Here is a 16,272-nt window from a genome sequence, read left to right as displayed (position 1 = left end):
TTTGTTATTCACTATCATATTATTGTATGACATATGAGCTGTCAACGTCCAAATGTTAAATTTTTTACATTTACAACACCCCAATTTGCAACTTATTTGCAAGATGCTTGTCTGCACTGGGATTATACGCACAAATAATGTGCACAACTAAGTATGGGCCATTAGCGCTGCACGTAAAGCATTACAGCATTTAAATAATACTATATCTTTATTTACACCTTTCCAGGCAATCCTGCATTTTTTATAACAGCCTGAAACATTCCTGCCACTTATCATTTTACATGGTATTTACAAGACGTTGAACTATGCTATCCTCTGATTCTTTAAAAAAGTATTACAATAGTATTATTGCGAGGATTCTTATATGCAAAAACTAACATTGGTATTGCTCTTCGTGGCATTCCTCGGTGGTTGTGGCGGGGGGTCAGATTCAGGAAGCACTGAGGTGCCCACACCTCCACCCACTGATGGTGGAGATGGTGGTGACGGCGGCGGCACTCCGCCAACAACCGGCGGTGGTAGCGGCGGCGAAGGCCCCGTAGCAAATCCAACTGTCAGTGAAGCGCCTATCTTTTTCGATATTGGTGTTCACGATCCGTCCGTCGTCAAAGCTGATGATCAGTATTATGTGTTTGGATCGCATCTGTCTTCTGCCAGAACGGCAGATTTAACCCGTTGGACCCGTGTGGCTGATTTGGTTAATGACGCCAACCCTTTATTTGATACCTATGCCGAAGAAGCGGCCGAGGGTATTGCCTGGACCGACGGCTACATTGGCTCATGGGCAGCAGACGTCATTCAACTTGAAGACGGTAATTTTTACTTTTACTACAACCACTGCGCCCAGGCGCCAGACGGTAACTGTATTTCCCGCTCTTACCTTGGCGTAGCAAAATCAGCCAATGTTGAAGGCCCTTACGAGAATATTCAGCTTATCCTCAAAAGCGGCCATCGCGATGGTGAGGGTCCGGGTATCAACGGTGAAAACTACAACGGTAATATTCACCCCAACGCCATTGACCCTGATGTCTTCTTCGACAAAGAAGGTCGTTTATGGATGGTATACGGGTCTTATTCCGGCGGTATTTTTGTGATGGAGTTAAGCCCTGAGACCGGTCTGCCTCTGGATCCGAACAGTTATGGCACCAAGTTAACCGGTGGTAATTATTCATCCATTGAAGGGCCGTTCATGCTCTATAATGCTGAGCACGACTACTACTACCTGTTTACCTCGTACGGCGGCTACGACCAGAACGGTGGTTACAACATGCGCGTAGCACGGTCTCGCACCCCAGATGGCCCGTTTGTGGATTCATTGGGTCAGGATATGATCAGCGCCATTGGCGGCTATGAGGCTATTGCGCCTTACGGCAACAAGGTTATTGGCGGTTTTGAATTTGCCTCAGAGCTGGGGTTATCCGGTAATGACTATGGCTATATGGCACCCGGTCACGGCTCTGCGATTTATGCCGAAGAACTTGGCAAATACCTGACATTTTTCCATACGCGCTTTCCGAATTCCGGTGAGTTTCATGAAGTGCGCGTCCACGAATTACTCTTTAGCGAAGATGGCTGGCCGCTGATTGCGCCGCACCGTTATTCACCTGTTGAAGGCGAAAACATCGTCGACGAAGAAGATATTCTGGGTATTTACCAGGTCATCAACCATGGTAAGGATATCAATCGCACAGTTAAAGAAGCGAATTACGTAACCCTGGATACCGACGGTAACGTATCCGGCGCTATTGAGGGTACCTACACGCTCGAAAACAACACATTAACCATTCAATCTTCGTCTACGTCTTATTCGGGCAAAGCATTGTGGCAATGGCATGAGCAGGAAGAATTGTTGGTGCCGGCATTTACCCTGGTTTCTGAAAACGGTAATGCAGTTTGGGGCACCAGAATGCCTGTGGTTGATTATGACCAGGCGGTGGCTGCCATTGTCGATAGCCTTGACTATGCCGACGTGATTACCTCGAGTGTGACACTGCCTACCGAGGGGCTGTTAGGGGCTACGTTAACCTGGACCTCTTCGCACCCTGAATATATCGCGGCTGACGGCACGGTAACACGCCCAAGCGCGGCTGAAGGCGATGTAGAGGTGACACTGACTGTTTCAGTCAGCCTGGATCAAGTCACCGCATCCGAGACATTTAGCATTACAGTCCGCGCAGACTCTGGGTCTGGCTTACTGGCGCATTATGCCTTCGACAATTCACTGGCCGACAGCAATAACGTTTTCGAGGACGCCACTGGCACAGGTACGGTTTACACCGGTTCAGGAGCAACTATCGATTACGTTGATGGCGTAAACGGCAGTGCTGCCATACTGGATGGTACCAGTGGTATTCGTTTCCCGGGGCAGTTAATCACAGGTAATCAGTATACTGTTTCTCTGTGGGTTAATCCCGCTGCTGATAATCAGTTCACCCCCACGTTTTTTGCCGGCATCGACGATGACAGCTGGATCAGCCTGGTACCAATGAGCTGGGATGAGAACACCATGCTGTGGAGCAATAACAACGGTAGCTGGTTCGATGGCACCACTGGCGAGAAGATACCACTTAATAGCTGGTCTCACTTAGTCTTTAGTGTAAACGACGGTGACGTAACGGTGTACATAGATGGTGAAGCTAAATTTACCGGTACAGACTTCCCTGATTTGTTTACCGGAAATCCGGGTGACTTCCTGTTTGGTATCAACTATTTTGAGCAGGATGCGCTGTTTGAGGGTCAGGTAGACGAACTACGCGTTTACGATAAATCACTCAATGCGGATGAAGTATTCGAGCTATTTTCTAACCCATAAGTACTGGTCAGGAGGCGGCGCAACGCGTCCGCCTCTTTTTTCTGCAAGGAATTTTTATGTTGCGTAAAACACTTTCTCTGGCAACCTTATTGGCTGTATCGACAGTTGTGCAGGCCGATAATCCAATAATCACCGACGTCTTCACCGCAGACCCCGCCGCGATGGTGCACAATGATACGGTGTATTTATATACCGGACACGATGAAGCGCCGAACAATGATGTATTTTTTGAGATGCATGACTGGTTAGTGTTTAGTTCAACCGACATGGTGAACTGGCAAGCCCATGGTCCTATTATGAAAGCCACTGACTTTTCCTGGGCAAAAGGCGATGCCTGGGCCTCACATATGGTAGAAAAGGATGGCACTTTCTATTTTTACACCACAGTGCGTCACAAAGATGACAAGCCAGGGTTTGCTATCGGTGTAGCCACCTCAGACTCTCCTACTGGTCCGTTTAAGGATGCTATCGGTAAAGCTTTAGTCACTGACGACATGACCAAACACACTCCCAATGACTGGGACGATATTGATCCGGCCATTTTCATTGAGGAAAACGGCGATACCTACATGTTTTTTGGTAACCTGATGCCAAAATACGTGAAACTCAAAGACAACATGCTGGAGTTAGATGGCGACATCAAGACCATTGATGTACCCAACTTTACCGAGGCTGCCTGGGTACACAAAAAAGGTGATAACTACTATTTGAGCTATGCCTGTGAATTCCCGGAAAAGATTTGTTATGCCATGAGTAAAAGTATTCACGGCCCCTGGGAATATAAAGGCATTTTAAACGAAATAGCCGGCAATTCCGAAACTAACCACCAGTCAGTCATTTCCTATAAGGGCAAAGATTACTTTATTTACCATACGGGTGCACTGCCTCCCAAAAATGGTAAACCCAGCGGTGGCCGTTTCCGTCGCTCTGTAGCAATCGATCGTTTACACTACAACGATGATGGTTCACTTAAACGTGTCATCATGACCACTGAAGGTATCCAAAAGTAATAAGGGGAAAACAATGAAGGTAAAACTGCTCGTCGCCGCATTATTTGGCGTTGGATTATCGTTTGGCTGTGTTTCCAAACAACATGAAGTCAGTATTGAGGCGGATGTTAGCCAACAGGGCCCAACGATTAACAAAGACATTTACGGGCAGTTTGCTGAGCACCTTGGCCGTGGTATTTATGAGGGGATCTGGGTAGGTAAAGACTCGGACATCCCCAATACCAAGGGCTTTCGTAATGACGTATTAAACGCCTTGCGCGACATTAAAGTACCGCTGGTACGCTGGCCGGGTGGCTGTTTTGCCGATGAATATCACTGGCGTGATGGCATCGGCGATCCGTCTGAGCGTCCGGTAAAAGTCAATACTCACTGGGGCGGTGTAGAAGAAGACAACGCAGTGGGCACCCATGAATTTTTCGACTTTGTTGAGCTGCTTGGCGCCGATGCTTACGTCAATGGTAACTTAGGCAGCGGAACCGTCCGCGAGATGGCCGAATGGGTTGAGTACATGACGTCAGACAAAAACTCAACGCTGGCCAATGAACGACGTGCCAACGGCCGTGATGAGCCCTGGGACATCGCCTACTTTGGCATAGGTAATGAAAGCTGGGGTTGTGGCGGGCACATGTCGCCTGAGTACTACGTTAATCTTTATAATCAGTTTGCCACCTTTATTAAAACCCCGCCGGGTAAAAAACCTAAATTAGTCGGCAGTGGTGGCCATACCGAAGATACTGAATGGACCGACGTACTGAGTGCTAATATTGAACGCAATATGGACGGCATCAGCTATCACTTTTACACCTTGCCCAATAGCGACTGGCAAAATAAAGGCCACGCCACCGAGTTTGACCAAAGCGACTGGTTTAAAACCATGGAACGTACTTACCGCATGGATAAGTACCTGAGGGACAATATCGCTAAGTTAGAGCAAAATGATCCCGACGGTGACATTGGCTTGTATGTCGATGAGTGGGGGACCTGGTATGATCCGGAGCCAGATCGTGAACCCGGCTTTTTGTATCAGCAAAACACCCTGCGTGATGCGGTATTAACCGCAGTCAATTTTAACCTTTTCCACGACTATGCCGATCGCGTGCACATGACTAATATTGCCCAGATGGTAAACGTGTTACAGGCCATGATCCTCACCGATGGCGCAGATATGTTACTCACACCAACCTACCACGTGTATGGCATGTATAAAGTGTTCCAGGACGCAACAGCCATTCCGTACTCTATTGCAAGCGGTGAGTACAGCAATGGTGAGCAAACCTTACCGGCAGTCACCACATCCATTGCCAGGGGCACCGACGGCAAAGTGTATATTGCCCTGGTTAACCTTGACCCTGCTGTCGATGCAGAGATTAATCTGAACCTCAGCGGTGCCGACTTCGCGTCACTGTCGGGACAAATACTCACTGCCGATGCCATTACCGCAAAGAATACCTTTGATGCGAAAGGGCAGGTCAAACCAACAGCATTTACTGCTGACGCAGATAATTTTGTATTACCGGCCAAATCGGTCGTGGTTGCAGAGCTTAAGTAGCACCAACCATTATGAATTAAGCGCAGCCCTGGCTGCGCTTTTTTTTGCCAGCCTGTTAGCGTCCCGTCTGCGCAGCGTAAATGATAGGTATTACAACCCCAAATCTGCCGACGTGTGGGTATCAGTCAAATGGGGTTTTCCTTTTACATAGTGATGGCGAAACACCTTAAAATAATGAGCCAGTGTTGCTGCTGCCTGTGGCTCACCAGCCACTTTTAATACCTCAACGCCCACCTCGGCCGTGCACAGCTGATAGCCATGAGCCGCCTCACGCAGTTTATAGTCCGATTGGCTTTGAGGCTTTATTCCCATAACCGGAATAGTTTGCAAGTACTCACTTTTTTTAAACATTTTGCGTGCTTCACGCCAGGTTCCATCAAGCATAATAAACAACGGTATTTTGCCTGTTGCCGGCACCTGATGGATGCACCGGTGTGGCTCGGCGTAATCATGTGGAAACACGATAATCGGCTGGTATTGGGGATCATCGATTAAAGCCAGAAAGTCAGGGTCCGGCTCGGTGCGATGCCAGGTAAAGGCAAAGTTATGTTTGGCCACGTCGGCAATAAGACGCCCGGTGTTAGTAGGCTTGTAACATTCGCCCTTAAACATCAGCAGCACAAAAGCACAATCGGCCTGGGGCGCTGGCACATGTGCGCAAATACAGTTTTGGGCCGGTAACAGGCATGCCTCGCATCGGATCACTTTGCCACCACGGGCTAAAAATGGCCGGGTGGATTTAACCAGCTCACGCTGACGCAGCGCTAATACAGAGTTGTGCAAAGTGAGACCTCACGTAAAGACAGGCTACCAGTTTAACCCAGTTAGCGAAAAGCTTCGATGACTGGCAATGCCGAAAGTGATTTACCGTTATTCAAGTACTGCCAGGTTTCGCCAAACAGGTGAACAACAAGAGAAAAAATCACCGCCATGTTGTGAGATTGAGTGTGGAGTTCTCCGTGTTTTAGTTATCGGTCTATAAATTTTGGCACTTCATCTGTTTGAATTTTATCCGGCTATTGCATCTTGGCTAGTTACTATTTAATCTGGATATTCCGTATACGGTATAATTAAAAAAAGAGCAAAGGATAAAACTGAAATGAAAGCTGAGATGCAAAATAACCAACCAATGGATTCTTCGCGCCGTAAATGGCTAAAAACAGTCGGTTTAGGTGCAGGAGCAGCTGCGTTGTCAGCTTGTGTAGATTCAGGTGTTAAAGAACTTAGCGCAGCGGGTATGCCAACAGAGCATTTCCCATCGGCTACCCCCAACTTAAATGATGGATTGGTGCGTTTGTCATCCAATGAAAATGCCTTTGGCCCCTCGGCAAAAGCAGTAGAAGCCATGAAAGGCGAATTGTTTAACCTGTGTCGCTATGCCGATCCAACCACTGACGTGTTAAAGAAAAAGATAGCTAAGCAAGAAGGCGTGTCTGAAGATCAGGTGGTGGTAACCAATGGCTCATCCCCCATCCTGTTTGGCTATGCCGAATGGATTACGCAAAACGGCAATAAGCTGGTTACCTCAGAAGCCACCTACGAAGGTATTCCTCGTGGTGCCGAGTTTATGGGTGCAGATGTGACCTACGTACCGCTTGATGCCAACATGGACTTCGATTTAGATGCCATCGAAGCAGCGGTTACCGATGACACTACCGCCGTGTATATTTGTAACCCAAATAACCCTACAGGTCGTGCCGTCGATGCTGCGAAGCTGACTGCTTTTGCAAAACGCGTTTCGCAAAAGGCCCAGGTGTTCATTGATGAAGCCTATATTGAAATGTCAGATGCGTACCCGGCTAACGTACAGTCGCAACTGGCAGCCGATGGTTACAACGTGGTTATTTGTCGCACCTTTTCCAAAATTCACGCCATGGCTGGCCAACGTTTAGGTTATGCAATCATGCCGGTTGAGCAGGCACAGCAATTAGGCCGCAAACTGCGTATGGGTGGTGTGAACTACCTGGGCCTGGTGGCTGGTATGGCAAGTATGGATGATCACGCTAACCTCAACACCATGCGTGACCGCGTTAAAACAGAGCGCGCCAAGCTAACCGCTGCCGCACAAGAGCTGGGTCAGGCGTATGCCAAAAACCCACAGGGTAACTTTATTTATATGGATACCGGCATGCCACATCAGGAGTTCTCTGACAAGATGCGTGCATTAGGCATTAAAGTGGTAGGCCGCACCTGGCCAGGCTACGACACATGGTCACGTATCAGCGTTGGTACACCTGAAGAAACTGATGCATGTGTAAAAGCCATGAAAGCCGTACTGGCTTAACCCTCGATTAATTACCCAACCGGGCCTGGCCTCTGAACATCACTGGCCGTTATCGAAAAGCGATACAGGACGATGGATATATTTTTGCATCGTCCGTATCGCTTTTTTCATACCGCTTTGATTAACCAGGGTACGGCGAGAGGCGACTCACCGTCAGGAAAAATTCAGGGCACAAAGCCCTTAGCCCTGCCCTGGCGCGTAAGGAAACGTCAACGACTGGTAATAGTCTAAACTCCCTTCTGGCTTAGGCAGGCCATCGGGTATAGGCCGTTCCGAAAAGGTTTGGAAATACAATACACTGGCGTCGCGCCACCACTTCGCCTCTTGCATTTGAATTTGCAACGCCATGTCGACCTGGCGAAACTGATTGGCATCAATATAGGGTTTAACCTGTTGCCAACGACTTTGCATGTCAGTAACGCCCTCAACACCACGATAATAGTAACGTACCAGTTCATTCCACAAGGTTTCTCCATTTGGCATGGTGTAATCCCACGGTAAATGATGGAACCACAATAAGAGCTCTTTGGGGGTGCTTTGCGGCTGTGCAAAACGCTCTTGCCAGTAAGGCGCATACTGGCTTACTGCATTTGTGCCCGCTGCGGTTCGATCAATACCAATGCCCTGCTTATCGGCGCGATGGTAATATACCGGGTTCCAATCTGCCCTGCCCAGATTGTCCACCCATGGACCCGGGCCATAGTGGTGGCCGCTGTCCATCAGATGATGCAGTCCCAGCGGAGTCATATATTCCACAATGTATTCTCTGGATGGCATCATCATGGCTTCAATCTGCGCCACGGCATCCGGCTCCACGGTTAACGTTTGCTTTATCCACTCGTTAGCAATGTGCTCAGCGCTTAACGTGTGATCCCAGGCCAACCGTCCAAAGGCATACCAGTTAGACTGGGCAAAAATATGCCCGGTCCAGTTACGTTGCATACCGGTATTGGCAACACCAGCAATACCGGTTAGCTGATGGTTAAACAGCGAACCATCCACCACTTTAGCCACCGTTGAGCCTGGACCCTTAGCGTGCGTGTCGGCATCCATGGCCTCTTCAAATAACGTACCTAAATAGGCCAGGTGAGTAGAAAAACCCAGATACTCCTGGGTAATTTGTAGCTCCATGGCTAATGGTGTGTTGGGGGTAGCACCAAACAGGGGGCTAAAAGGCTCACGTGGCTGAAAATCAATAGGCCCGTTTTTAACCTGCACAATGACGTTGTCCATAAATTCACCGTCAAGGGGTACAAACTCATCAAACGCCTGCAAACTGCGCTCTTTCTCAGCATCGTTGGCGTACACAAATGCTCGCCAGAACACCACACCTTTGTAGGGTTTCAGCGCTTTCGCCAGCATATTTGCGCCGTCGGCGTGAGTGCGATCATAATCGCCAGGGCCCGGCTGCCCCTCTGAATTCGCTTTCACTAAAAAGCCGCCAAAATCCGGAATGAGCTGATAAATTTCTGCAGCCTTTGCTTGCCACCATTGCTGCACAGCCGGATCGAGCGGGTCAGAGGTTGGCAGTCCATCCAGCTGTTGCGGCGAGCTGAATTTGATAGAAAGGTACATCTTTATGCCATACGGACGCACAATATCGGCCAGCGCCTTGACCTTTTGCAGATACATTGGCGTTAAGATCAGCGCATTTGCGTTAACGTTGAGGGGGACCATGCCATTGATACCAATACTGGCGTTAGCCCGGGCATAATCATAATAGCGTTGGTCTTTATCGACTGGCAGACGGTGCCAGTCAAAGATAGATTCGCCGGCGTAACCGCGCTCGGTGTGACGGTCCAGGTCGTCCCAGTGATTCAACACTCGTCGTTTAATTTTGGGGTTCTGCAATACGTTAACGGTATCCAGTGACTGTTGCGTGAATACCATGCGCAATAAATGATAACTGCCGTAGAGAAGGCCAATATCAGTTTTCGCGCTGATGAGCATATCGTCACCCAGTGACTTAATAATAAACCCTTCGTCACTAAGTTGTGCGCTGACATTGTCCCCCAGCTTAAAGCGGGCGGCCAATTCATTGTTAAGCTGCTGTACTATCAGGGTTCCCTGTTTTTCGCTTACCCGGTTACCAAACGCCCGGCGAAATTCATCCCTGATAATATGTGTGGTGTCTGAGTCGCCGACGACATTAAGACTACCAGCCGGTAACGCCGCGTTAAATACATCGTAACGTTGCCATAGTTTATAACCATCTTCCCCACTGAAATCGGGTACAGCAACAGCGGCAACACTGACTGCAAGAGACAAAAACAGGGCTAAAATTCGCACATATCACTCCACTATAAATACTTCTCACGCCAGCCTACCATTAAAAATAATAGGCTCCATTGAATAAGTAAATTTAGTGTTAAAAAGACAATAAAACGTAAAACGACAACGGAAAATTTAACGCTCCGTAGCCGGTGTCAGGCGACACAGTTACAGGCTTTTAATAAAACTTCGATAAGCATCGAGAGCTATCGGGCTGTCCATGAGCTTGTTGTGCCCTGCGCCTTCTATCACTACCAGATTCTTATTCTCAGAGCTGGATACCCGATAAAGAATTTCGCTGTACTTTGGCGGCGTTGTTAAGTCTTTTTCGCCAACCATAATCAACAATGGCCCTTTATATCTGGCTATCTGATACGCATTATCCACCGATCTGAGTTCATCGGAAAGTCGCCAGCGCGTAAACATACCCGGTGAGTTATCTTTAATAAGCTGAGACAGATTAACGATTGGCCCCTGTAACACCAGACCATCGAGGTTGCGTTCTGTTGCGATAGTCGCGGCGACAGTCGAGCCAAGTTCAATGCCGTGCACAATAAAGGGTTTGTCATTACGTAAGGTTTCTGTGGCAAAATCATACACCGCCAGGGCATCAGCCATCATCGCTGCAGAGTTAAGCTTTACCGGCTTGTCACTTATTCCTACCCCCGGATAATCAAACCACATCACATTGGCAGGGATTGCGCCAAACCGATGTACGATGTTGGCAGACTTATTAATGCTCATGCCATTGCCACCGAATATCAGAATATTTACCCGGGCATTATGATACAAGGCCTGAATACCGCGTATTTTATAGCCTCCTTCACTGGTAACGCTGACAGTCTTTACCGCTACCGACATTTCACCCTGGTAGGCTTTGTTGCGAAACGCGGTTAAGTCGAGCTTTTCAACCGCAGAGGACTGATAGATAAGATTTTGCGGCGTGACCTGAATAACACAACCTGTTACCAGGGCGAGTGACAACAGCGCAATGAGTAACAACCATAATTGACGATGCATACCTTTCCTTAGGTTGATCTAAAAACACATTTAACGAACCTTAGCCTATCAGTAATTATAGGCGAAATCATGCCGGTCAACAGATCCTAATATTCCATAGTAGCAAGCGCCCCAAAAAATAAGGGGGAAGCACCGCCCTACCCGGTGCTCCCCCCTTGGGACAACCTATAACCTGTCAGCCCTTACTGAGGCTCACGCAAGTGGAAAATTTGGCAGCGATTGCTCAAATCGGGTTGTTGGGCAATGTTAGTGCCTTCGGCAAGACCACAGTTAGTTAAACCAAGGGGTAAACCGGTGTAACGATTAAACAGCATCATGCCGCCGCCCTTTTTAGGCGTCAGGCGCCATTGCGCAGTCTTTTCAGCGCAATCAACCATAGCGACGTTGGCGCCCGGCACAACCTGATTGTCACTGACACCTACACACACTTCACTGTCGCTGGCTTGTTTAAGTGACAGATAGCCCGTATCGGTGGGTACAAACAACCAGCTTTGCTCGTCTTTGTAATCAAACGCCTGTTGCTCAACGTTGTCGCCATTCATAGCCAGCGTTTTACCACTTTGCTGGTTCATCAGCGCTACTTCGCCCATTGGGCGCAGTTGCCACTGGGTGCAGGCACTGTCAGCGTTTTGTTGCAATACGGCCTGATTAGCCGACGCAGAGCAGCCCGCCACCGCGAGAGGCTTACCTGAGTAACGGTTAGTCAGCGTTACATTGCCATCAATACCGGCCTCTACCTTCCACTGCTGGCAATAATTGTTGCGCCATGCGGCAGATTGCACGCGGGCGTTATCAGCAGTACTACAGTTCGCCACTTCCAAAAACTTACTGTCTTCACGATTGGCCAGACGCACAAACCCATCTGTGGTTGAGTCCAGTACCCACTGACCGTTAGTGCCGGCACACTGGCGCTGCACTGCGCGGGCATCTTCAGGGTCAGCGGCGATGTCCAGACACAGCTCACTGGTAGAATTCATCAGCTGATAGCGCTGTCCTTGCACGCGGGTAACCAGCGGGCCATTTTCACCAGAAGGCGGCGCAACTTCGACGCCCGGCGTCAGTGGCTCACCAAATTCCGGCTCACCCGCATCGTTCCAGGTAAACTTCTGCGCGCGCAGTGAACGCGTCGCGCTACAACCATGCTCTACTGAGTCATTACCGTGATACACCAGCCACTCTTCAGTGCCATCCGGCGAAGTAAAGAAACCATTGTGACCTGGGCCAAACACAGTTTCGGTGCGGGTAAATACCGGCTCAGGGAACTTCTTCCAGTGATCGCGATTCATTGGATCGTCGCCGACCAGTTCGAGTAAGCCCAGTTTATAATCCGGCGTGTTACAGAAGCTGGCTGAGTAGGTCATAAAAGTACGCCCGTTACGCTGCAGTATTTCTGCGCCTTCGGTGACTTTTCGGCCACTGATTTCCCAGTCGAGTTCAGGGGTGGTAAGTACCATGTGTTCCTGATCTTCTTTCAATGTCCAGGGGTTTTCCATTTCCGCAATAATGTTAAGCTGAGTATCACCTCGCCACTGCGAGTAGATGACATAAAGCTTACCGTTATGCTCTAAATAATTTCCATCGATATTCCAGATACCCGGCATTAACGCGCCTTTGTACTGGTATGGTCCCATCGGATCATCACCAACACTTTCCAATACATTGAGGTGTTGGTAGTCAAGCGTGCCATCGCGACCGGCGGTATACATCATGTACCAGCGATAGCCGTTGGGTCCTTTGAGGCGATGAAATTCAAACGCCCAGAAATTACAGCAGCGATCCGGGTCGGTTGACGACCATACATTTACCGGCGTTGCATCAGCAAGACCAGCCAGCGTTGGCGCCTTACGCATGACCAATTGCGAGGTCCAGGTTGTCGTGGTCAGGTAGTAATTGCCGTCCCAGTATTCCAACCATGGATCGGCACCATTGGGAAAGAGCGGATTGGTAAAAATACCGGACGCCTGGGTGGCATTTTCATCGGCCGATTTAGCAACAGATTCTGTTTTGGAGGCAGCCGTTTGTTCTGTGCTGTTGCAACCGATAAGGGTTGCGCACAGCAATACGCCTGCTCCGAGTCGTTTAATCGACTTCGCAATCATAGTTTTTCTCTCTTTGAGTCGTGAGTACAAAACCACCGTTTGGTGCTATTGATAGCGTTACGTCACCGTTGGCGTGTATGTGCTGCTCGGTATCGCGCGGTGTTTTGCCCTGGGTTAAAAGCTTAGCTTTGGCTAACGGAAAATCATTCTTTGATATCACCACCTGTTGGGGAGCTGACTGTGCATTGATCCCAGCAATATACCACTGGCAACCCTTGCGTCTTGCCATCACCACATACTCGCCCGGATAACCCGCAATAAAACGGGTTTCGTCCCAGGTGGTGGGCAGGTGTTGTAAGAACGCTTTGACATGCGGCTCCACGTTGGCCATTTGTGCAGGCGTCGTAACCAAATGCTGCACGCCGGAATAAAATAAAATGGTTTCGGCCAGCTCAAAAGTATTACTGGTGCGGCGTTCTATATTCGGAATATCGCCCAGAACCAGCGGCGTAAAATCCATCGGGTCAAACACATTACGGGTAAATGGCTGCAGCGTAGCGTGATACGCCTGACGGTCGGCAAAGTCCTGGAAAAACGTGATCATTTCCTGGCCTTTAATTGCTTCGGCAGTCATCAGATTAGGGTAAGTACGTTGTAACCCACGTGGCAATGTCACGCCATGAAAATTCACCATCAGATCGAAGTCTGCAGCATCGCGTAAAATACCTTTGAAATAATCCCATACTGCAGCGCCGTCGCCCGGGAAAAAGTCGACTTTAATACCCGCGATGCCCATATGTTGTAAACGGGCAAATTCAGTGCGTCTGTCAGCGCGGGTCAGTAACGCACTTTTAGGGCTGTAGACGGTTTGATTCCAGGCTCCGGATGAGTTATACCAGAGCCATAACCGCACCTGCTTTTGCCTGGCGTAGTCGGCCAACTCGGCAATCCGTTGATAGCCAATATTTTGATCCCAGTTAACATCAACCAATACGTAGGGCCAGCGCATATCTGCTGCATAATCTATAAATTCCTTTTGCACCGGATAAACAACCGAATCGTCCTTCAGCAGTCCCCAGCTCCATGCAGCCACCCCCGGTTTGACAAATCCGGTTTTAGCTAATGCTAAAGGCTCGGCGAGATCCGTGCCCAGTGTCGACTCGGCTATGCTTGCCAAATCACCGACCAACACTAAGCGCCAGGGGGAATGAAACGGCAATGATGCTTGCGGCAGTAACGCACCATTCGTGACCGTTTCAGCCGGATGCGGAAAGCTTAGTGTGACATTGCCCTGGTTGTCTGAGATTAAATGTGAAGCCGCATAGCCTGCTGGTATACCCGCTTCAGACAGCAACACAAAATGGTCGTTATATTTGAACAGCGCCGGATACACCCAACCATGGTCAAACGCTGGTGTGAGGTCGGTGACCTTGCCGCTCAGGTACTCCTCTTCATAGGAGGGATTAGTGTTCATCCAGCCGGACTGGGCAGCTGCTTTAGGCTGTAACCAGGCTTCCGTTGAGGCATAAAAGCTGACAGCGGAATGCTCCTGCGTTACCACCCTGTCGTCCGCAGATTCACCACCCAGCTCATAGCGGTACGCCAGTCCGTCGTTGCTTAAGCGAAAACGCAACGTTAACTGATTGTCTTCGTTGTTCGTTACCGTTACGGCACGTTCTGTAGCAGCGTATTCAATAAGGCTTTGCTTGCCATGTATAAGCTCATAGCGATGATGCACCATGCTTTGTTCGCCAGGCTCAGCTACGCTAAGAGCGTCAAGAAACTGCGTATTATTTAGCTCGATACCAAGCCGTGAGGGCTTAATGACCGTCTCACCATGACGACTGAGTTGATATTGCAACGCACCCGCTTCGCTGATGGTCAGGTCCATCGTCAAAGCGCTGTCAGGACTCTTCAGGCTAAACAGCGCTTGTGTGGTTGCGTTGGCCTGCATGAACAGACCCACAACAACAATTTGCAATGTCAGAATGAGACGGTTTTTGAACATTGTTTAACACTCTTATGACTAAGAATATACTGCTCTGAGAATTTACTTGGTATCAAACTCGTAAACGATACGGGTTGAATACACTTCACCAGGCAACAATGTTGTACTCGGAAATGCCGGCTGATTGGGTGAATCAGGATAATGCTGCGGCTCTAAACAGAACGCACCGCGGAAAATATGTTCCTGACCAAAACCGGATGTTGCACCTTCAAGGAAGTTGCCTGAATAAAACTGCACCGCTGGCTCCTCGGTTAACACGCGCAATACACGACCGCTGGATGGGTCATACACATTTGCCGCTTCGATAAGCTCACTGTCCACAGTGTCTTTGATCACATAGTTATGGTCATAGCCTTTACCACGGGCCAGCTGTTCATTATCAGCGTTGATGTCCGCACCAATGGTTTTTGCCGTGGTAAAATCAAACGGTGTACCGGCCACTGGCATAAGCTCACCGGTGGGGATCAGGCCGCTATCTACAGGCGTAATATACTCGCCGTTGATTTGCAGCTCATGATCTAAAATGGTGCCCTCACCAGCGAGGTTAAAGTATGAATGCTGAGTCAGATTCACCACGGTGGGTTTATCAGTTGTCGCAATATACTGCATATCTAACGTATTGTTGTTGGTTAGCGTATACGTCACTTCTGTGGTGAGTTCGCCAGGGTAGCCCTGATCGCCATCCGGGCTTACCAGTGTCAGTACAACACCCGCGCTTTGCTCATTAGCAAACGGGGTCATTTTCCAGACTTTCTTATCAAAGCCCTGTACACCACCGTGCAAATGATTGTCACCGTCATTTCTGGCTAACTGATACTCAGTACCAAAAAGGGTAAATTTACCGTCTTTAATACGGTTGCCGTAACGACCAATCAAAGCGCCAAAATAGGGATTACCCTGTTCGTACTCTTCGATACTTTCCATACCGTAGACGATATTACCAGGGACACCCTTGGCATCGGGTACCATCATACGGGTGATAATGCCGCCATAGCTGATCACATCGATTTCAATATTATTACTGTTTTTGAGTGTCACTTTTTGAACCGGCGTCGCATCACTGAGCGCGCCATAAGCGCTAACTGTTGCGCTGGGCTTAGCTGTCATAGTTTGTCCTTCGTCGGCCATTACCTGATTTGCATAGCCGAATGTAAGTGTTAGCACGCCAGCAACAAACCACTTGGTTTGCTTAGCAGGGCGAGAAAATAGTGTTGAGAGTTGCAACGCTGGTGAAGATAGCGACATGTTTTACATTCCCATAATAATTTTTATACTTTTA

At 48.9% G+C, this 16,272-nt stretch carries 10 protein-coding genes; 4 read left to right on the top strand and 6 right to left on the bottom strand.

What is annotated here, in order from left to right:
* Positions 1–364: 364 nt before the first annotated feature.
* From OIK42_RS02785 to OIK42_RS02775, 3 genes are read left to right on the top strand one after another with little or no spacing between them, the layout of a single operon-like run.
* Positions 365–2,812, top strand: a complete 2,448-nt coding sequence (locus OIK42_RS02785; RefSeq protein WP_273638191.1) for a LamG-like jellyroll fold domain-containing protein — start codon at positions 365–367, stop codon at positions 2,810–2,812.
* Positions 2,813–2,868: 56 nt separating this feature from the next.
* Positions 2,869–3,822, top strand: coding sequence for a glycoside hydrolase family 43 protein (locus tag OIK42_RS02780; protein ID WP_273638189.1), 954 nt, complete (start codon positions 2,869–2,871; stop codon positions 3,820–3,822).
* Between the two features lie 13 nt (positions 3,823–3,835).
* Positions 3,836–5,371, top strand: a complete 1,536-nt coding sequence (locus tag OIK42_RS02775; RefSeq protein ID WP_273638188.1) for an alpha-N-arabinofuranosidase — start codon at positions 3,836–3,838, stop codon at positions 5,369–5,371.
* Between the two features lie 90 nt (positions 5,372–5,461).
* Here the strand turns inward: OIK42_RS02775 and OIK42_RS02770 are convergent, their stop codons facing one another.
* A complete protein-coding gene (locus OIK42_RS02770; RefSeq protein WP_273638186.1) occupies positions 5,462–6,154 on the bottom strand; it encodes a tRNA-uridine aminocarboxypropyltransferase in 693 nt (230 codons plus the stop codon).
* Positions 6,155–6,470: 316 nt separating this feature from the next.
* On the opposite strand from OIK42_RS02770, the gene OIK42_RS02765 reads away from it, so the two are divergent.
* Complete coding sequence (locus tag OIK42_RS02765) at positions 6,471–7,655, top strand: pyridoxal phosphate-dependent aminotransferase (protein ID WP_273638185.1); 1,185 nt, start codon at positions 6,471–6,473, stop codon at positions 7,653–7,655.
* Between the two features lie 180 nt (positions 7,656–7,835).
* Here the strand turns inward: OIK42_RS02765 and OIK42_RS02760 are convergent, their stop codons facing one another.
* The 5 genes from OIK42_RS02760 to OIK42_RS02740 form a co-directional block, all read right to left on the bottom strand.
* On the bottom strand, positions 7,836–9,944 hold the full coding sequence (locus OIK42_RS02760; protein WP_273638184.1) for an alpha-glucuronidase: 2,109 nt from the start codon (positions 9,942–9,944) through the stop codon (positions 7,836–7,838).
* Between the two features lie 150 nt (positions 9,945–10,094).
* Positions 10,095–10,946: an alpha/beta hydrolase gene (locus OIK42_RS02755; protein ID WP_273638183.1), complete on the bottom strand. Its 852-nt coding sequence runs from the start codon at positions 10,944–10,946 to the stop codon at positions 10,095–10,097.
* Between the two features lie 182 nt (positions 10,947–11,128).
* Complete coding sequence (locus tag OIK42_RS02750; protein ID WP_273638182.1) at positions 11,129–13,045, bottom strand: family 43 glycosylhydrolase; 1,917 nt, start codon at positions 13,043–13,045, stop codon at positions 11,129–11,131.
* A complete protein-coding gene (locus OIK42_RS02745) occupies positions 13,026–14,993 on the bottom strand; it encodes a glycoside hydrolase family 97 protein (protein WP_273638180.1) in 1,968 nt (655 codons plus the stop codon). The genes OIK42_RS02750 and OIK42_RS02745 overlap by 20 nt, the downstream gene beginning before the upstream one ends.
* Positions 14,994–15,035: 42 nt before the next feature.
* A complete protein-coding gene (locus tag OIK42_RS02740) occupies positions 15,036–16,238 on the bottom strand; it encodes an aldose epimerase family protein (RefSeq protein ID WP_273638177.1) in 1,203 nt (400 codons plus the stop codon).
* Between the last annotated feature and the right edge of the window lie 34 nt (positions 16,239–16,272).

The sequence above is a fragment of the Alteromonas gilva genome (assembly GCF_028595265.1).
In the GTDB taxonomy this organism is placed as follows: domain Bacteria; phylum Pseudomonadota; class Gammaproteobacteria; order Enterobacterales; family Alteromonadaceae; genus Alteromonas; species Alteromonas gilva.
This window is presented reverse-complemented; position numbering and strand designations above follow the sequence as displayed.